Raw genomic sequence first — 14,058 nt, 5'->3', positions numbered from 1 at the left:
GTGGCGGCGGCCGTTCCCTCCCGGGCGCCGCGCCGGCGGTCAGGTCTTCAGGCCGGCTGGGCTCTCAGGCTGGTCGGGCTCCCAGGCTGGTCGGGCTCCCAGGCTGGTCGGGCTCCCAGGCTGGTCGGGCTCTCAGGCTGGTCGGGCTCTCAGGCGGCGGGGCGGAGCTGGGTGAGGGCGCGCAGGGCGTCGGTGAGGGAGATCGGTCGGTCGTTGAGCTCGGTGGCCAGGCACCATTCGACATACTGCCGCATCAGCGTCGACGGCTTGACACCCTTGCTCTTCGCGACGGCGGCGAGCCGCTGCGCCACGTCGGACGGCAGCCGCATCGAGTAGACGGCCATGACCTCGGCGTCGGGCTTCGGCGGCAGGGCCGGCGGCGGCGCGTCCCGGTCGAACGTGAACTCCCCGGCGGCGACGGCCGCGACCATGGCGTCCATCTGCTGCTCGGTGAGCGGGTCGGTGCTCATGCTGCGCTCGCCTCCCACTTCTCGAACTCGGCGAGCTCGTCGGGGCTCAGGTCCCTCGCTCCGAGGATGCCCCAGCTGAACTGGCCTTCCTGCTTCACCACGACGATCAGTGGCCGTCCCGCCTCGGTGCGGGCCCAGATGCTGAGCGCCGGGATGCCGAGCGCGGACCCCGGCAGGGGGCGCCGACGATCGGCGTTCAACGCCTGCAGCACCTCGGTGTCGGTGATGCCGACCAGCGCCGCGAGCGTCGCCGGCCACCAGCGGTACGGCATGCCACCAATGTACGACGCACGTCTGACATCCGTCCACCAACGCCACCACCGGGGCATCCAACTGCGGACGCGGCGGCACTCGCGCGTCCATTCACACCCAGTGCGTCGCCGGCACGGCGTGCAACGCCGCGATCGCCTCATCGGGCCGGCCCGCGCGGATCAACGCCGTCGCGAGCAGGATCCGGTTATGCCCTTCGGCTGCCGGGCCGAGCATGGCGATCGCCTCGTCCGGCGGGCCGGCCTCGGCCAGCAGGGCGGCCAGGCGCTCGCGGGCGTACCCGCCGTCCGCGTCGGGATCGGTGCGCAGCTCGGCGATCGCCTGTTCGTGGCGGCCGCCCGCGACCAGCGCCTCGATCCACTCCAGTCGGACCAGGACCGGGTCCGGCCATCCCGCGGCGGCGATCCCGGCCGCGACGGCTCGCGCCTCGTCCGGCCGGTCCTGGCCGATCAGCAGCACGCACAGCGGGCGGACGAGGGCCGGGTCGGCAGCGGCCGCCGATCGCAGGACCGTGATCGCCTCCTGCACCCGGCCGTGCCGGGCCAGCAGGTCGGCGTGCAGCCACGCCGCGTTCCGGTTGAGCGCGGCCTCGGTGACGGGCCCGTACCACGTCGCCATGCGGTACGGGACGAGGCCGTGCTCCCGCCGCTGCTCCCGCTCCCGCTTCCGCTGCTGCCGCGCGGCGAGGCCCGCCAGCACCGCCACCGCGTCGTCGACACGGCCCCGCTCCTCGCACCAGCGGGCGTAGCGACGCGCGGCGAACGCACGGCGGTGGCCCGCGGCGAGGTCGGCGAGCGCTTCCGGGTCGTGCCGCGCCAGGACATCGGCGAGCTGTTCGGCGTCCTGGACGGCGTACGGCCCTCCGCGGATGCACGCCCACAGCACGGCGACGGCCTCGGCCGGGCGGCCGGCGCGCTCCAGCACGGAGGCCAGCAGACTGTCCACGCCCGCCCCGGCGGCGACCGGCGACCGGAGCAGGCCGATCACCTCGTCGTCGCGGCCCAGGTCCCGGGTCAGCTCGACCACCACGTCGATCGGGTGCAGGTGGTCGGCCAGCCCCCGCCGCAGCATGGCGAGCAGCTCGTCGTCGCGGCCCAGCCCCACCAGCAGGGCGCCGAACCGCTCCACGGCCTCGAGCTGGCCCTCGTCGGCCAACGGGCGCAGCAGCTCCATCGCCGGGCCGACGTCGCCGTCCTCCACGAGGATCTCGGCGATGTGGTCCACCGCCCGCGCCACCCAGTCCGTGTCGAGGAACGGCCGCAGCAGCCTCAGGGCCGCCTCGGAGGGTTCGCCGCGAGCGCGCAGCAGCCGGCCCAGCGCGTCGGCGCACTCGTAGTCGCCGGCCTCGGCCTCCCGGCGCAGCAGGTCCAGGTGACCGTGCTCGGCGAGCGCCCGCACGACCTCCTGCGGGAGCTGCTGCTCAAACGACCGGCGCCGGCCGTCGGGCTCGGCAGTGTCCACACCGACGCACTCTAGAGGCCTGATCGACGGTCTCGCCCGCCCGCGCGTGCCGGTGCAACGAGCGTCGGCCGACAACACCGGAACTCGCCGACGAACGGGCTCCCGCGCTCACCGGCAGACAGGCCCCGGGCTTCACCGCGAACGGGCCCGGCCTCGCCGCAAGACCACAGTTCGCCCGCGGCACCACGCGGACACGGCCGCACGCGCGCCGGCATGCCGCTGCTCGCGCGGACACAGCCACACGCGGCCGCCAGCACAGCGCCGCCCGCACGGACGCGGCCGCACGGCCGCCGGCACAGCGCCGCTCGTATTAAGCGCCCCGCACGCGGCTGCCGGCACGGCGCCGCCCACACGCACAGCCACACGCGGACACAGCCGCCAGCACAGCGCAGCTCGGCCGGACAGGGCCGCCCAGACGGGGCCGGCAGGCACTCCACGCGGACATGGCGAGGCCGGGCGCAGCGGATCGCCGCACCCGGCCTCGAGGTGTCTGTCCGGGGGTCACCCCACGGGCTACTCCGCGGGCTTGTCGCCCTCGGCGGGGGTCTCGCCCGCGGTGCCCTCGCCGTCCGGGGCGGGGCCGCTGGCGTTGTCGGCGGGGGTGTTCGGCGACGCCGGGGGCTGGGGCTTGTCCTCCAGGCCGGCCTCGGGGTCCGCGGCCTTGGCCGGGTCCTCGAGGATCGCGGTGAGGGCGAGCCCCGTCAGGCGGCGGAACGTGCGGCCCGGGCGGCGCCGGTCCAGGACCGCGACCTCCAGCTGGTTGGCCGCCAGCTTGCGCGGCTGGCCGTTTTCGCCGCCGACGCTGCCCAGACCCTCGACCGCGAGCTTGAGCGCCTCAGCGAGCGTCTGGTCGGGCCGCAGCCGGCTCTTCACGGCGCCGGAGATGGCGTCGGACTGGCCGCCCATGGTGACCAGGCCGGGCTCGTCCTGCACGGAGCCGTCGTACGTGATCCGGTAGAGCTCGTCGTCCTCGACGGTGGCGCCGACCTCGGCGACGCAGATCTCCACCTCGTACGGCTTCTGCTCCTGCGTGAAGATCGCCCCGAGGGTGCGGGCGTAGATGTTGGCGACCTGCCGGCCGGTGACGTCGCGGCGGCCGTAGGAGTAGCCGTGCAGGTCGGCGAGGCGGACCCCGGCCGAGCGCAGGTTCTCGAACTCGGGGTAGCGGCCGACGGCGGCGAAACCGATCTTGTCGTAGATCTCGCTGACCTTGTGCAGGGCGGTCGACAGGTTCTCGGCGACGAAGAGCACGCCGCCCTCGTAGCTGAGCACCACGACGCTGCGACCACGCGCGATGCCCTTACGCGCGTATTCCGAGCGGTCCCGCATGATCTGCTCGGGCGAGGCGTAGAACTGCATTGCCACGGTGGCGGGTTCTCCTTCTGGCGTAGGTGAACTGCTGGCTCGGAACAGGACTTGGGGATCAGGCGCCCGGGTTTTCGGCGCGCTCGGCGATGACCGTCTCGGCGACCGCGCGGATCTCCTCGTCGGTGTAGCGGTGCGTGCCTTCGACGGTCGCCGTCATGATGACCGGGAAGATGTTGCGCAGCAGGTCGGGGCCGCCGGTGGCGGTGTCGTCGTCGGCGGCGTCGTAGAGCGCCTCGACGGCGACCTTGACCGCGTCCGCGGTGGTGATGCCGGGCTTGTACCGCTTCTTCATCGACGATTTCGCGAACAGCGAACCGGAGCCGATCGAGTCGTAGCCGCGCTCCTCGTAGACCCCGCCGGCGACGTCGAAGCTGAAGATGCGCCCGGCCTTGTCGACGGACTTCGCGTCGACGTCGAACCCGGCGAACAGCGGCACCACGGCCAGGCCCTGCATGGCGGCGCCGAGGTTGTTGCGCACCATGGTGGCGAGGCGGTTGGCCTTGCCCTCCAGGGAGAGCATGGTGCCCTCGATCTTCTCGTAGTGCTCCAGCTCGACCTGGAACAGCCGCAGCATCTCCAGCCCGAACCCGGCGGTGCCTGCCATGCCGACGAGCGAATACGCGTCGGCGGCGAACACCTTCTCGATGTCCCGCTGGGCGATGAGGTTGCCCATCGTGGCGCGCCGGTCGCCGCCCATGAGCACGCCGTCGGCGCAGGTGATCGCGACGATCGTGGTGGCGTGCGCGCTGACGTCGGCGGCCATCCCCGGCGGCAGCGGCCGGCGGCCCGGGAGCATCTCCGGGGCGACCGCGGACAGGAACTCGCTGAACGACGAGGTCCCCGCGGCGTGGAACGCGGCCGGCAGACGCCCAGAGTGGTCAAGACCCGTCGGCAACGGAGCTCCTTTCACATGATCGAATGTAGTTGACCAAACAATACGCCCGTCGGCCCGGATACACCCGGACCGACGGGACCTTCTCGGTGACGGCTACTGGCCGCCCTTTTGCACGTATCCGCGGACGAACTCTTCGGCGTTCTCCTCGAGCACCGAGTCGATCTCGTCGAGGAGGTCGTCGACGTCCTCACCCAACTGCTCGACCCGCTCGGCTGTCTCCGGGTTCACCTCGGGCGCGGCGACGTCCTCTTCCTCGTCACGCCGGGACTTACCGGATTGGGACTGCCCGCCCGTATCCCTCGTAGCCATGTCTCATCCTCCTCGGGGGGACCACCAAACAACCGCTGCATCGAACTTACCCGGAAGTGATCGCTTCCAGCAGATCCTTCGCGCTCGGGCATTTGTCGAACAGTGCACCGACGTGCTTCTTGGTCCCTCGTTCGGGCTCCATCATCGGCACCCGCACCAGCGACTCCCGGCCCACGTCGAAGATGACGGAGTCCCAGCTGGCGGCAACCACCTCGGCGGGGTATTTCGCCAGGCACCGCCCGCGGAAGTAGGCGCGGGTGTCGTCCGGCGGCTCGACGATCGCGCGCTGGATCTCGTCCTCGGTGAACAGCGTCGCCATCGAACCGCGCGCCACGAGCCGCTGGTAGAGGCCCTTCTCGGCGCGGACGTCGGAATACTGCAGGTCCACCAGCTGCAGTTTGTGCGACGACCAGCCGAGCGACTCGCGCTCCCGGTAGCCCTCCAGCAGGCGCAGCTTGGCGACCCAGTCCAGCTCGCCGGCGCACAGCATCGGGTCGCGGCCGAGCCGGTCCAGCACGCTCTCCCAGCGCTCCAGCACGTCGGCGGTCTGCTCGTCGACGTCGGAGCCCTGCCGGGACTCCACATAGGCGCGGGCCCGCTCGTAGAACGCCCACTGGATGTCCAGCGCGCTGAGCCGCCGGCCGTCGCGCATGCGGATCAGGTGCTTGAGCGACGGGTCGTGGCTGACCGACTTGAGCTCGGTGACCGGGTCGGCGATCCCGAGGTCGGACGGCAGCGCCTTGTCCTCGATCATCGCGAGGACCAGCGACGTGGTGCCGACCTTGAGGTAGGTGGAGATCTCCGACAGGTTGGCGTCGCCGATGATGACGTGCAGCCGCCGGTACTTGTCGGCGTCGGAGTGCGGCTCGTCGCGGGTGTTGATGATCGGCCGCTTCAGCGTCGTCTCCAGACCCACCTCGACCTCGAAGAAGTCGGCGCGCTGGGAGATCTGGAAGCCGGGGGCGGAGCCGTCCTGCCCGATGCCGACCCGGCCCGCCCCGCACACGATCTGCCGGGTGACGAAGAACGGGGTGAGGTGCATGACGATGTCGGCGAACGGCGTCTGCCGGCGCATCAGGTAGTTCTCGTGGGTGCCGTAGCTGGCGCCCTTGTTGTCGGTGTTGTTCTTGTACAGATGGATCGGCAGCGTCCCCGGGATCGTGGCGGCGCGGCGGGACGCCTCGGCCATCACCCGCTCGCCGGCCTTGTCCCACAGCACGATGTCGCGCGGGTTGGTGCACTCCGGCGTGGAGTATTCAGGGTGGGCGTGGTCGACATAGAGCCGCGCGCCATTGGTCAGTATCACGTTGGCGAGGCCGAGGTCCTCGTCCGCGAGGGCCTCCGCCGGGTCGTAGAGGGCGCCGGAGTAGGTGAACCCGCGCGCGTCGCGCAGCGGGGACTCCTCCTCGTAGTCCCACCGGGCCCGCCCGCCCTTGGTGAGCTCTGGCCGGGCACCATAGGCGTTGACCACCTGGGATGACGTCACCATCGGGTTGGCTCCCGGCTGGCCGGGAACGGACACGCCGTATTCGACCTCGGTGCCCATCACGCGCCGCACACTCATGCCCACAACCCTAGTCGCAAGGTACGACAGTCTGCCTCCACCGCGGCGCGCCAGGTTTGCATGATGTCCGATTGTTGCGCAGTGGTCGCCCCCCGTAACATCCACGGATGCGGATCTGCGTGCCGTTCGAGGGTCCCGGCGCGGGTGAGGCCCCGCTGACGTGGGGGCAGCAGGACATCTGGGCGTCGATGACCAGGTTCGGCGAGCAGCTGCCGCTCGGCGGGGTCGACCCGCTGCCGGACGGCACCGGCGTCGAGGACGTCGTGGCCGAGCTGCGCTACCTCATGGGCCGCTACCAGGTGCTGCGCACCCGCCTGCGGTTCGCCGCCGACGGCACCCCGCGGCAGGTCGTGGCGGCCGCCGGCGAGACCGTCCTGGAGGTCCTCGACGCCGACGAGCCGGCCGCCGCCGCGCAGGACATGCTGCGGCGGTACCGTCGCGAACCCGTCGACTTCACCCGGGACTGGCCGCTGCGGATGGGGGTCGTGCGGCACCGCGGCCGGCTCACCCACCTGTGCGCGGTGATCTGGCACCTCGCGATGGACCGCTCGGGCGCGGCGGTGATGCTGCGGGAGGTCGCCGCCAGGGTCCAGGAGCCGGTCGCCGGGATGCAGCCCCTCGAGCAGGCCGGCTGGCAGTCCTCGGCGGCCGGCGCCCGGCAGAGCCGCAGCGCGCTGCGGCACTGGGAGCGGGTCCTGCGGGCGATGCCGGCGCCGTGGCCGGTCCGGTCGCGGCGGCCGGAGCGGCCCCGGCACTGGAAGGGCCGCCTGGTCTCCCCCGCGATCCCCCTCGCCACCCGGCTGCTGCAGGAGCGCACCGGCGCGGACCCGGCCACGACCCTGCTCGCGGCGTTCGCGGTGGCGGTACGCCGCTGCTCCGGTGTCGACCCGGTGCCGGTGCTGCTGGTCACCAGCAACCGCTTCCGCTCCGGGCTCGCCGACGTCGTGGCGCCGGTCGCGCAGCCGGGCCTGTGCCTGGTGGAGGTCGCCGACGCCGGGTTCGACACGGTCCTGGACGGCGCCCGGCGGGCCGCGACGGCCGCGTACAAGCACGCGTACTACGACACCGCCGGCCGGGAGTCGCTGGTGGACCGGGTCGCCGAGGAGCGCGGGCCGCAGTTCCGGGTCGACTTCCACCTCAACGACCGGCGCGGGCCGCAGCCGCCGGCGGCGCGCGGGTCGCTGGAGCGGGCCCTGGCCCGCCGCACGCTGGACTGGACGCCGTTCAAGGACAGCCCGTCGAGCCGGGTGTTCGTGCACGCCGACGACGCGGGGCGGGCGACGGTCCTGACGTGTTATGCCGACACGCACCACGTGTCCCTCGCGGAGGCGTCGGCGGTACTGACCACGCTCGAGTCGGTCCTGACGGACGCCGCGCGTTGACCTTGGAGACTTTGACACGTCCTGGGCGGGGTCAAGGTCTCCAAGGTCAGCCGGCGGTGGGGTTGTCGCGGCCGCCAGGCCGCGTCGCGGCCGTCCGCGGCCGCGTGTGCGCAACCGCACACGGACCTGGCAGGGAGGCCGTTCACGGCCGACCGGTGGCTGGCGGGAGCGACGGCCCGGACCACCGCGGACCCGAGCCATGCACCCTCGACGCACGCGAAGCGGGCGGCGGCCCTGAGGCCACCGCCCGCCCGTGTCGCGGTCCTACAGATATTGGCCGGTGTTGGTGGCGGTCTCTATCGACCGGCCGGCCTCCGCGCCCTTGCCGCCGGAGACGAGCGTGCGGATGTAGACGATCCGCTCGCCCTTCTTGCCGGAGATGCGGGCCCAGTCGTCGGGGTTGGTGGTGTTGGGAAGGTCCTCGTTCTCGCGGAACTCGTCAACGCAGGAGTCGAGCAGGTGCTGGAGGCGCATGCCCTTCTGGCCGTTGCTGAGGAAGTCCTTGATCGCCATCTTCTTGGCCCGGTCGACGATGTTCTGGATCATCGCGCCGGAGTTGAAGTCCTTGAAGTACAGGACCTCCTTGTCGCCGTTGGCGTAGGTCACCTCGAGGAACCGGTTCTCCTCGGTCTCGGAGTACATCCGCAGCACCACCGCGTCGATCATCGCCGCGACCGTCGCCTCGGGCGAGTTGTCGTGCTCGGCGATGTCGTCCTTGTGCAGCGGCACCGTGGTCAGGATGTACTTGGAGAAGATGTCCTTCGCCGCCTCGGCGTCCGGACGCTCGATCTTGATCTTCACGTCGAGCCGGCCGGGGCGCAGGATGGCCGGGTCGATCATGTCTTCCCGGTTGGACGCGCCGATGACGATCACGTTCTCGAGGCCCTCGACGCCGTCGATCTCGCTCAGCAGCTGAGGCACGATCGTGTTCTCGACGTCGGAGGAGACCCCCGAGCCACGCGTGCGGAACACCGAGTCCATCTCGTCGAAGAACACGATGACCGGAGTGCCCTCGCTCGCCTTCTCACGGGCGCGCTGGAAGATCAGCCGGATGTGCCGCTCGGTCTCGCCGACGTACTTGTTGAGCAGCTCGGGGCCCTTGATGTTGAGGAAGTAGCTGGTCTTGCGCTCCTCACCGCGCCGCTCGGCGATCTTCTTCGCCAGCGAGTTGGCGACCGCCTTGGCGATCAGCGTCTTGCCACAGCCGGGAGGGCCGTAGAGCAGGACGCCTTTCGGCGGGCGCAACAGGTGCTCGCGGAACAGCTCCGCGTGCAGGAAGGGCAGCTCCACGGCATCGCGGATCTGCTCGATCTGCGAGAAGAGGCCGCCGATGTCGGTGTAGTCGACGTCGGGCACCTCCTCCAGCACCAGCTCCTCGACCTCGCTCTTCGGGATCCGCTCGTACGCGTACGCCGAGCGGGGCTCGATCATGAGCGAGTCGCCGGCGCGCAGGGGCGCGTCGGCGAGGGTGTCGGCCAGGTGGACGATCCGCTCCTCGTCGGCGTGCGAGATGACGAGCGCGCGGTCACCACCTTCCAGGATCTCCTTGAGCATGACGACCTCGCCGGCCCGCTCGAACCCGAGCGCGTCGACGATGTTCAGGGCGTCGTTGAGCAGGACCTCCTGGCCTCGGCGCAGCTCCTCGACCTCGATGGCCGGGGAGACCGCCACGCGCAGCTTGCGCCCGCCGGTGAAGACGTCGACAGAGCCGTCTTCGTGGCGGGCGAGGAAGACGCCGTAACCGCTCGGCGGCTGTGCCAGGCGGTCAACTTCCTCCTTCAGCGTCACGATCTGGGCGCGGGCCTCCTTGAGGGTGGCCACGAGCCGCTCGTTGTTTTCGGTCAGCCGGGCAATCTGCGCCTGCGCTGCGGCGAGCCGCTCCTCGAGCTGTCGCACGTGTCGCGGGGTCTCCGTCAGCTTGCGCCGCACCAGGGCGAGTTCCTCCTGGAGGAAAGCGACCTGCGTGGAGAGATCGTGGGCGTCCTTCTCCCATCGTGCGGCGCGCGTCTCCGCGTCGTCGCTGCGTGCCACGTCCCACCTCCCCGGGGGCTTTGAACGTTGTGCTCTAACACTAACCGCTGTTCGCCGGTCTGGGCTCCTTCGAACCCGTGCGCCACAGGGCTTTTACAAATCCTGCGGCCTGGAGGCACTTTCCACCAGCCCTGTAATGTTGCGGCGTGAGCGCTCTTGAGGTGTGGGTTGACCAGGACCTGTGCACTGGCGACGGGCTGTGCGTGCAGTACGCGCCTGAGGTCTTCGAGTTCGACGTCGACGGGCTGGCCTATGTGAAGGGCCCCGACGGCGAGCTCCTGCTGGCCCCGGGCAGCCGCGTCGACGTGCCCGAACACCTCCGCCTCGAGGTCATCGACGCCGCCAAGGAGTGCCCCGGCGACTGCATCCACGTGCACCGGGCGGCCGACGACGTGCCGGTCGCCGGGCCCAACGCCGACTGATTCGTCACAGCATCGGTTTACCCACGAGAGAAGAGACGAGTCGGGCAAACTCCTCCAAGCGGGCAATTTGTCCGGCGCCGCCGTCGTCGAGGGTCTTGCCGAAGCGCAGCGCGTCGTGCCGGATCACCGAGCCGGCCTCCTCCGCGGCGACGTTCGCCTCGTCGAGCGAGGTCAGCAGCAGGTAGACGTCGACGCTGTCGACGCGGGCGTGCCCGTTGGGGTTGCGGCTCAGCCGCCGGCGGCAGCCGACCTCGGTCACCGCGGACAGCGCCACCACCCGCAGCGACGACGTCATCGAGCCCGGCGGGGCCTCCTCCGGCGGGATGTCCTCGCCGTGCCACAGGATGAGCCGGGTGCCGTCGCAGACGACGACCTCCTGCCACACCCCGTTGACGTCGTTGACGAACCGTTCGAGGGTGAAACCGAGCACACTCTGCCCGCGCAGCACCCCGGCCATCGCGTCCAGGGCGATGTCCGGGTCGCGCAGGTATGCCCTGGCCGCCGACTCGAGGTCCGGATACGGCGACCAGTCCGGAAAAACGGCAGGTAGGTCACTGAAGCTCGGACGGCTCATCCTTTGCCTCCTCCTCCCGTGCGACCGCGGCGGCTGCCAACCGCCGCGCCGCGTATGCCTCGGCGCCCTTGCTCGGCTTGCGCCGCCGCGGCGGCGCCGTCACCCCCGGCGCCAGCTTGCGGGCACTGACCAGGAACGCCGTGTGCGCGATCATCCGGTGATCGGGCCGCACCGCGAGTCCCTCGACGTGCCAGTCACGCACCAGGCTCTCCCACGCGCGCGGCTCGGTGTAGCCACCGTCCTCGCGCAGGGCCTCCACCAGCTCGGACAGCTGCGGCGTGGTCGCCACGTATCCGATGAACACCCCACCGGGGATCAGCGCCCGGGACACGAGCGGCAGGATCTCCCACGGGGTCAGCATGTCTAGGATTATCCGATCAAAACCGACATCTTCGCAGCCCGCTACGTCACCTACCCGCAAGGTCCACCCTTCCACGGGGCCGCCGAGGAAGGCCTCCACGTTGCGCCGGGCGATCGCCGCGAAGTCCTCGCGCATCTCGTACGACGTCACGGTGCCGGCCGGACCGACCGCCCGCAGCAGGGAGCACGTGAGCGCGCCGGAGCCCGCGCCGGCCTCCAGGACCCTGGCACCGGGGAAGATGTCGCCCATCGCGACGATCTGCGCGGCGTCCTTCGGGTAGATGACCTGCGCGCCGCGCGGCATGGACAGCACGTAGTCCGACAGCAGCGGCCGCAGCGCCAGGTACGCGGTGCCTCCGGCCGACGTGACCACGCTGCCGTCGGGCGCGCCGATCAGGTCGTCGTGCGGCAGCGCCCCGCGGTGGGTGTGGAACTCCTTGCCCGGCTCGAGCACGATCGTGTGCATCCGGCCCTTGGGGTCGGTCAGCTGGACCCGGTCACCCGGTTGGAACGGTCCCCTGCGGGTCGCTGGCAGGTCGAGGGACACAGTCACGTGCGATTCCTTCTGGTGGGCCGGTCGTCGGACCGGCGTGTTTCGACGAGCGAGAGCAGCTCGGCGCCGCGCAGGACGCCGTGCACATCCTCGCCCGTCACCACCAGGTAGTCGCCGCCCGGGTCGTCACGGATGGCGTGCAGCAGGTCAGTACCCCTCAGATCGCCTGGTAGGACGTGGTGCTCGTCGAGCCGGCGGGTGACGTCGCCGACGGGTACCCACGGCCGGCGCTCCGGCGGGACCGCCCGCGCCGACGCGCCGTGCACGAACCCGAGCATCGCCCCGGCCCCGTCGACCACCGCCAGATGCTGGTGCAGATCGGCCGCGATGCGCTCCGCCTCGGCGAGCGGGGTGTCGGCCGCGACCGGGACGACCGGCCTGGCCAGCTCCCGGGCGTTGAACGGCGGCAGGCTCGCGGCGACCTTCCCGTGCCGGATCGCCTGGCCGGCGCCGACCCACATGGTGATGCTCACCAGCAGGGTGAACACCAGCCCGAAGTACCCGTTGAGCACTCCCTGGGCGAACAGCGCGACCGCCGTGACGGCGGTGGCCACCGCGACGAGCCGGCCGGACCAGCCGGCGACCCGCCGGCCGAGGTTGGGGTCGCCGCTGAGCTTCCACACCAGGGCCTGCAGTGCCCGGCCGCCGTCCAGCGGCAGCCCGGGCAGCGCGTTGAACACGGCGACCACGATGTTGCTCAGCGCCAGCTGGAACGCGAACGTCTCGGCGATCCCGCCGGCGGGCAGGACCACCGCGGCGGCCCCGGCCGCGAGCCCGAGCAGCAGCGACACGACCGGCCCGGCGAGCGACACGAACAGCTCGACCCCGGGCCGCGGCGCCTCCCGCTCCATCTCGGTGTACCCGCCGAGCATCTCCAGCGTGATACCGCTCACACCGATCCCGGACTGCCGGCTGGTGATCGCGTGACCGAGCTCATGCAGCAGCACCGACACCAGCAGGCACACCACGAACCCGAACCCGACCGCGAGACCGGTGGTCAGCGACAGCTCCCGCCGCGAGGTCAGGAACTGGCCATACGTCAGTGTGATCAGCGCGGCGAGCAGCAGCCAGGACGGGGCGAGATAGATCGGGACGCCGAGCAGCCGCCCCAGCGGGATCCCGGAGCCGCGCTCAGGCGGCCGGGTCCGGGCAGCCGACGACGCCGGCGCGGGTGCCGAGCGGTAGTCGTCCATTGCCCATGATGCTACGGGTACCACCCGCCAAGGTGCCGGTCCGCGAAAACTGTCGTACCCGTGGCCTAACCTTCCACGCATGACGGAGACCATCACCACCCTGCCTACGTTGTCGCCGTCGCGGGCCGCGGACTTCAAGACCTGCCCGTTGCTGTACCGGTTCCGCAGCATCGACCGCCTGCCCGAGCGCCCCACGCCCGACCAGATGCGCGGCACCCTCGTGCACGCGGTGCTGGAGGCGCTGTTCGAGGAGCCCACCGGCACCCGCACCCCCGAGCGTGCCGCCGCCCTCGTCGCGCCGCAGTGGCAGCGCCTGGTGGAGACCGAGGAGGGCCTGGCCGACCTGTTCGCCGACACGGAGGCGTTCCTGGAGTCCAGCCGGGAGCTGCTCGGCGGCTACTTCGCCGTGGAGGACCCCAACCGGCTGGAGCCCGCGGAGCGGGAGGCGTTCGTCCAGGCCGAGGTCGACGGCAAGCTCGTCATCCGCGGCTACATCGACCGGCTCGACGTCTCGCCCGCCGGCGACATCCGCGTCGTGGACTACAAGACCGGCGGGGCGCCCCGCGAGGCGTTCGAGGCCCGCGCCATGTTCCAGCTGAAGTTCTACGCCCTGGTCCTGTGGCGCACCCGCGGCGTCGTGCCCCGCGTGCTGCGGCTGATGTATCTGAAGGACCGCGAGGTCTGCGACTTCTCCCCGGACGCCGAGGAGCTGGAGCGCTTCGAGCGGACCCTGCTCGCGCTGTGGCAGGCGATCGAGCGGGCCACGGCGGAGCGCGACTTCCGGGCCCAGCCGAGCCGGCTGTGCGGGTGGTGCGCCCACCAGGCACTCTGCCCGGCGTTCGGCGGGACGCCGCCACCGTTCCCGGAGCCGGCGGCGGTGCCGGCGCCGCCGCTGTCGACGGAGGCGGAGCCGGCCACGGGGCGCGACGAGTAGAGCCGGGGCGGGGCGGGTCGGGTCGGGGCGCCGGTCGGACGGCGCGGTGCTGGTCTGCCGTGTGGCGGGTAGGGGGCGTCGCCGGCGCCCATTGCGCACCATCGCGTGTCCGACTCCGTAGTTGACCGGATGCCCCTCGGGGCGCCGCGAGGCTTGCTCTGTGGATCGCTGTCGTCAGGGAGCCTGTTGCGTTTTCGGTATGTGTGGATAGTTCCGCTTTCGCGGTACTCGATCGATCATTGGGTATGGCGAAGCAGTTCCGTCCGGTGGAT

Annotated in this window: 14 protein-coding genes; 3 read left to right on the top strand and 11 right to left on the bottom strand. The window is 71.5% G+C overall.

The annotated features are described in order from the left end of the window. Positions 1–149: 149 nt before the first annotated feature. The 7 genes from OP18_RS32225 to dop all read right to left on the bottom strand — a co-directional run bounded on the left by OP18_RS32225 (position 150) and on the right by dop (position 6,337). Positions 150–470: a hypothetical protein gene (locus OP18_RS32225; protein ID WP_052387654.1), complete on the bottom strand. Its 321-nt coding sequence runs from the start codon at positions 468–470 to the stop codon at positions 150–152. Further along, on the bottom strand, positions 467–742 hold the full coding sequence (locus OP18_RS32220) for a hypothetical protein (protein WP_033362895.1): 276 nt from the start codon (positions 740–742) through the stop codon (positions 467–469). The genes OP18_RS32225 and OP18_RS32220 overlap by 4 nt, the downstream gene beginning before the upstream one ends. Before the next feature lie 91 nt (positions 743–833). After that, positions 834–2,201 carry a hypothetical protein gene (locus OP18_RS32215; RefSeq protein ID WP_033362894.1) on the bottom strand — a complete coding sequence of 456 codons (1,368 nt, stop codon included), beginning with the start codon at positions 2,199–2,201 and terminating at the stop codon, positions 834–836. Between the two features lie 513 nt (positions 2,202–2,714). Continuing rightward, positions 2,715–3,566, bottom strand: coding sequence for a proteasome subunit alpha (gene prcA, locus OP18_RS32210; RefSeq protein ID WP_033362893.1), 852 nt, complete (start codon positions 3,564–3,566; stop codon positions 2,715–2,717). 58 nt (positions 3,567–3,624) lie between these two features. Further along, complete coding sequence (gene prcB / locus OP18_RS32205; RefSeq protein WP_052387653.1) at positions 3,625–4,464, bottom strand: proteasome subunit beta; 840 nt, start codon at positions 4,462–4,464, stop codon at positions 3,625–3,627. A 93-nt stretch (positions 4,465–4,557) separates the two neighbouring features. Next, entirely contained in the window at positions 4,558–4,773 is a 216-nt protein-coding gene (locus OP18_RS32200; RefSeq protein WP_033362892.1) for a ubiquitin-like protein Pup, read from the bottom strand. Between the two features lie 46 nt (positions 4,774–4,819). Beyond that, the gene (gene dop / locus OP18_RS32195; RefSeq protein WP_033362891.1) at positions 4,820–6,337 is read right to left on the bottom strand and encodes a depupylase/deamidase Dop; all 1,518 of its coding nucleotides are present in this window, start codon (positions 6,335–6,337) and stop codon (positions 4,820–4,822) included. Positions 6,338–6,444: 107 nt separating this feature from the next. On the opposite strand from dop, the gene OP18_RS32190 reads away from it, so the two are divergent. Continuing rightward, entirely contained in the window at positions 6,445–7,719 is a 1,275-nt protein-coding gene (locus OP18_RS32190; RefSeq protein ID WP_052387652.1) for a condensation domain-containing protein, read from the top strand. Between the two features lie 264 nt (positions 7,720–7,983). On the opposite strand, the gene arc is transcribed toward OP18_RS32190, so the two are convergent. Continuing rightward, positions 7,984–9,750 (bottom strand): proteasome ATPase, encoded by a 1,767-nt coding sequence (gene arc / locus OP18_RS32185; protein WP_033362890.1) that lies wholly within the window; start codon positions 9,748–9,750, stop codon positions 7,984–7,986. Between the two features lie 146 nt (positions 9,751–9,896). On the opposite strand from arc, the gene OP18_RS32180 reads away from it, so the two are divergent. Then, the gene (locus OP18_RS32180; protein WP_033362889.1) at positions 9,897–10,172 is read left to right on the top strand and encodes a ferredoxin; all 276 of its coding nucleotides are present in this window, start codon (positions 9,897–9,899) and stop codon (positions 10,170–10,172) included. 4 nt (positions 10,173–10,176) lie between these two features. Here OP18_RS32180 and OP18_RS32175 read toward each other — a convergent pair whose 3' ends face one another. From OP18_RS32175 to OP18_RS32165, 3 genes are read right to left on the bottom strand one after another with little or no spacing between them, the layout of a single operon-like run. Beyond that, complete coding sequence (locus OP18_RS32175; RefSeq protein ID WP_033362888.1) at positions 10,177–10,746, bottom strand: hypothetical protein; 570 nt, start codon at positions 10,744–10,746, stop codon at positions 10,177–10,179. Then, positions 10,724–11,659, bottom strand: a complete 936-nt coding sequence (locus OP18_RS32170) for a tRNA (adenine-N1)-methyltransferase (RefSeq protein WP_033362887.1) — start codon at positions 11,657–11,659, stop codon at positions 10,724–10,726. Before OP18_RS32170 ends, OP18_RS32175 begins: the two co-directional genes overlap by 23 nt. Beyond that, complete coding sequence (locus OP18_RS32165) at positions 11,656–12,852, bottom strand: site-2 protease family protein (protein ID WP_156089952.1); 1,197 nt, start codon at positions 12,850–12,852, stop codon at positions 11,656–11,658. Before OP18_RS32165 ends, OP18_RS32170 begins: the two co-directional genes overlap by 4 nt. A gap of 79 nt (positions 12,853–12,931) precedes the next feature. Between OP18_RS32165 and OP18_RS32160 the strand changes: the two genes are divergently transcribed. Next, complete coding sequence (locus OP18_RS32160) at positions 12,932–13,786, top strand: RecB family exonuclease (RefSeq protein WP_033362886.1); 855 nt, start codon at positions 12,932–12,934, stop codon at positions 13,784–13,786. Positions 13,787–14,058 lie beyond the last annotated feature (272 nt).

Source organism: Dactylosporangium aurantiacum (assembly GCF_000716715.1).
Taxonomy (GTDB): domain Bacteria; phylum Actinomycetota; class Actinomycetes; order Mycobacteriales; family Micromonosporaceae; genus Dactylosporangium; species Dactylosporangium aurantiacum.
The sequence above is the reverse complement of the archived record's forward strand: the minus strand, read 5'-3'. Positions and strand labels throughout refer to the sequence as shown.

Coding starts and splice junctions, on each gene's coding strand:
- OP18_RS32225 (WP_052387654.1), bottom strand. CDS start 470: ATGAGCACCGACCCGCTCACCGAGCAGCAGATGGACGCCATGGTCGCG.
- OP18_RS32220 (WP_033362895.1), bottom strand. CDS start 742: ATGCCGTACCGCTGGTGGCCGGCGACGCTCGCGGCGCTGGTCGGCATC.
- OP18_RS32200 (WP_033362892.1), bottom strand. CDS start 4,773: ATGGCTACGAGGGATACGGGCGGGCAGTCCCAATCCGGTAAGTCCCGG.
- dop (WP_033362891.1), bottom strand. CDS start 6,337: ATGAGTGTGCGGCGCGTGATGGGCACCGAGGTCGAATACGGCGTGTCC.
- OP18_RS32190 (WP_052387652.1), top strand. CDS start 6,445: ATGCGGATCTGCGTGCCGTTCGAGGGTCCCGGCGCGGGTGAGGCCCCG.
- OP18_RS32175 (WP_033362888.1), bottom strand. CDS start 10,746: ATGAGCCGTCCGAGCTTCAGTGACCTACCTGCCGTTTTTCCGGACTGG.
- OP18_RS32165 (WP_156089952.1), bottom strand. CDS start 12,852: ATGGACGACTACCGCTCGGCACCCGCGCCGGCGTCGTCGGCTGCCCGG.
- OP18_RS32160 (WP_033362886.1), top strand. CDS start 12,932: ATGACGGAGACCATCACCACCCTGCCTACGTTGTCGCCGTCGCGGGCC.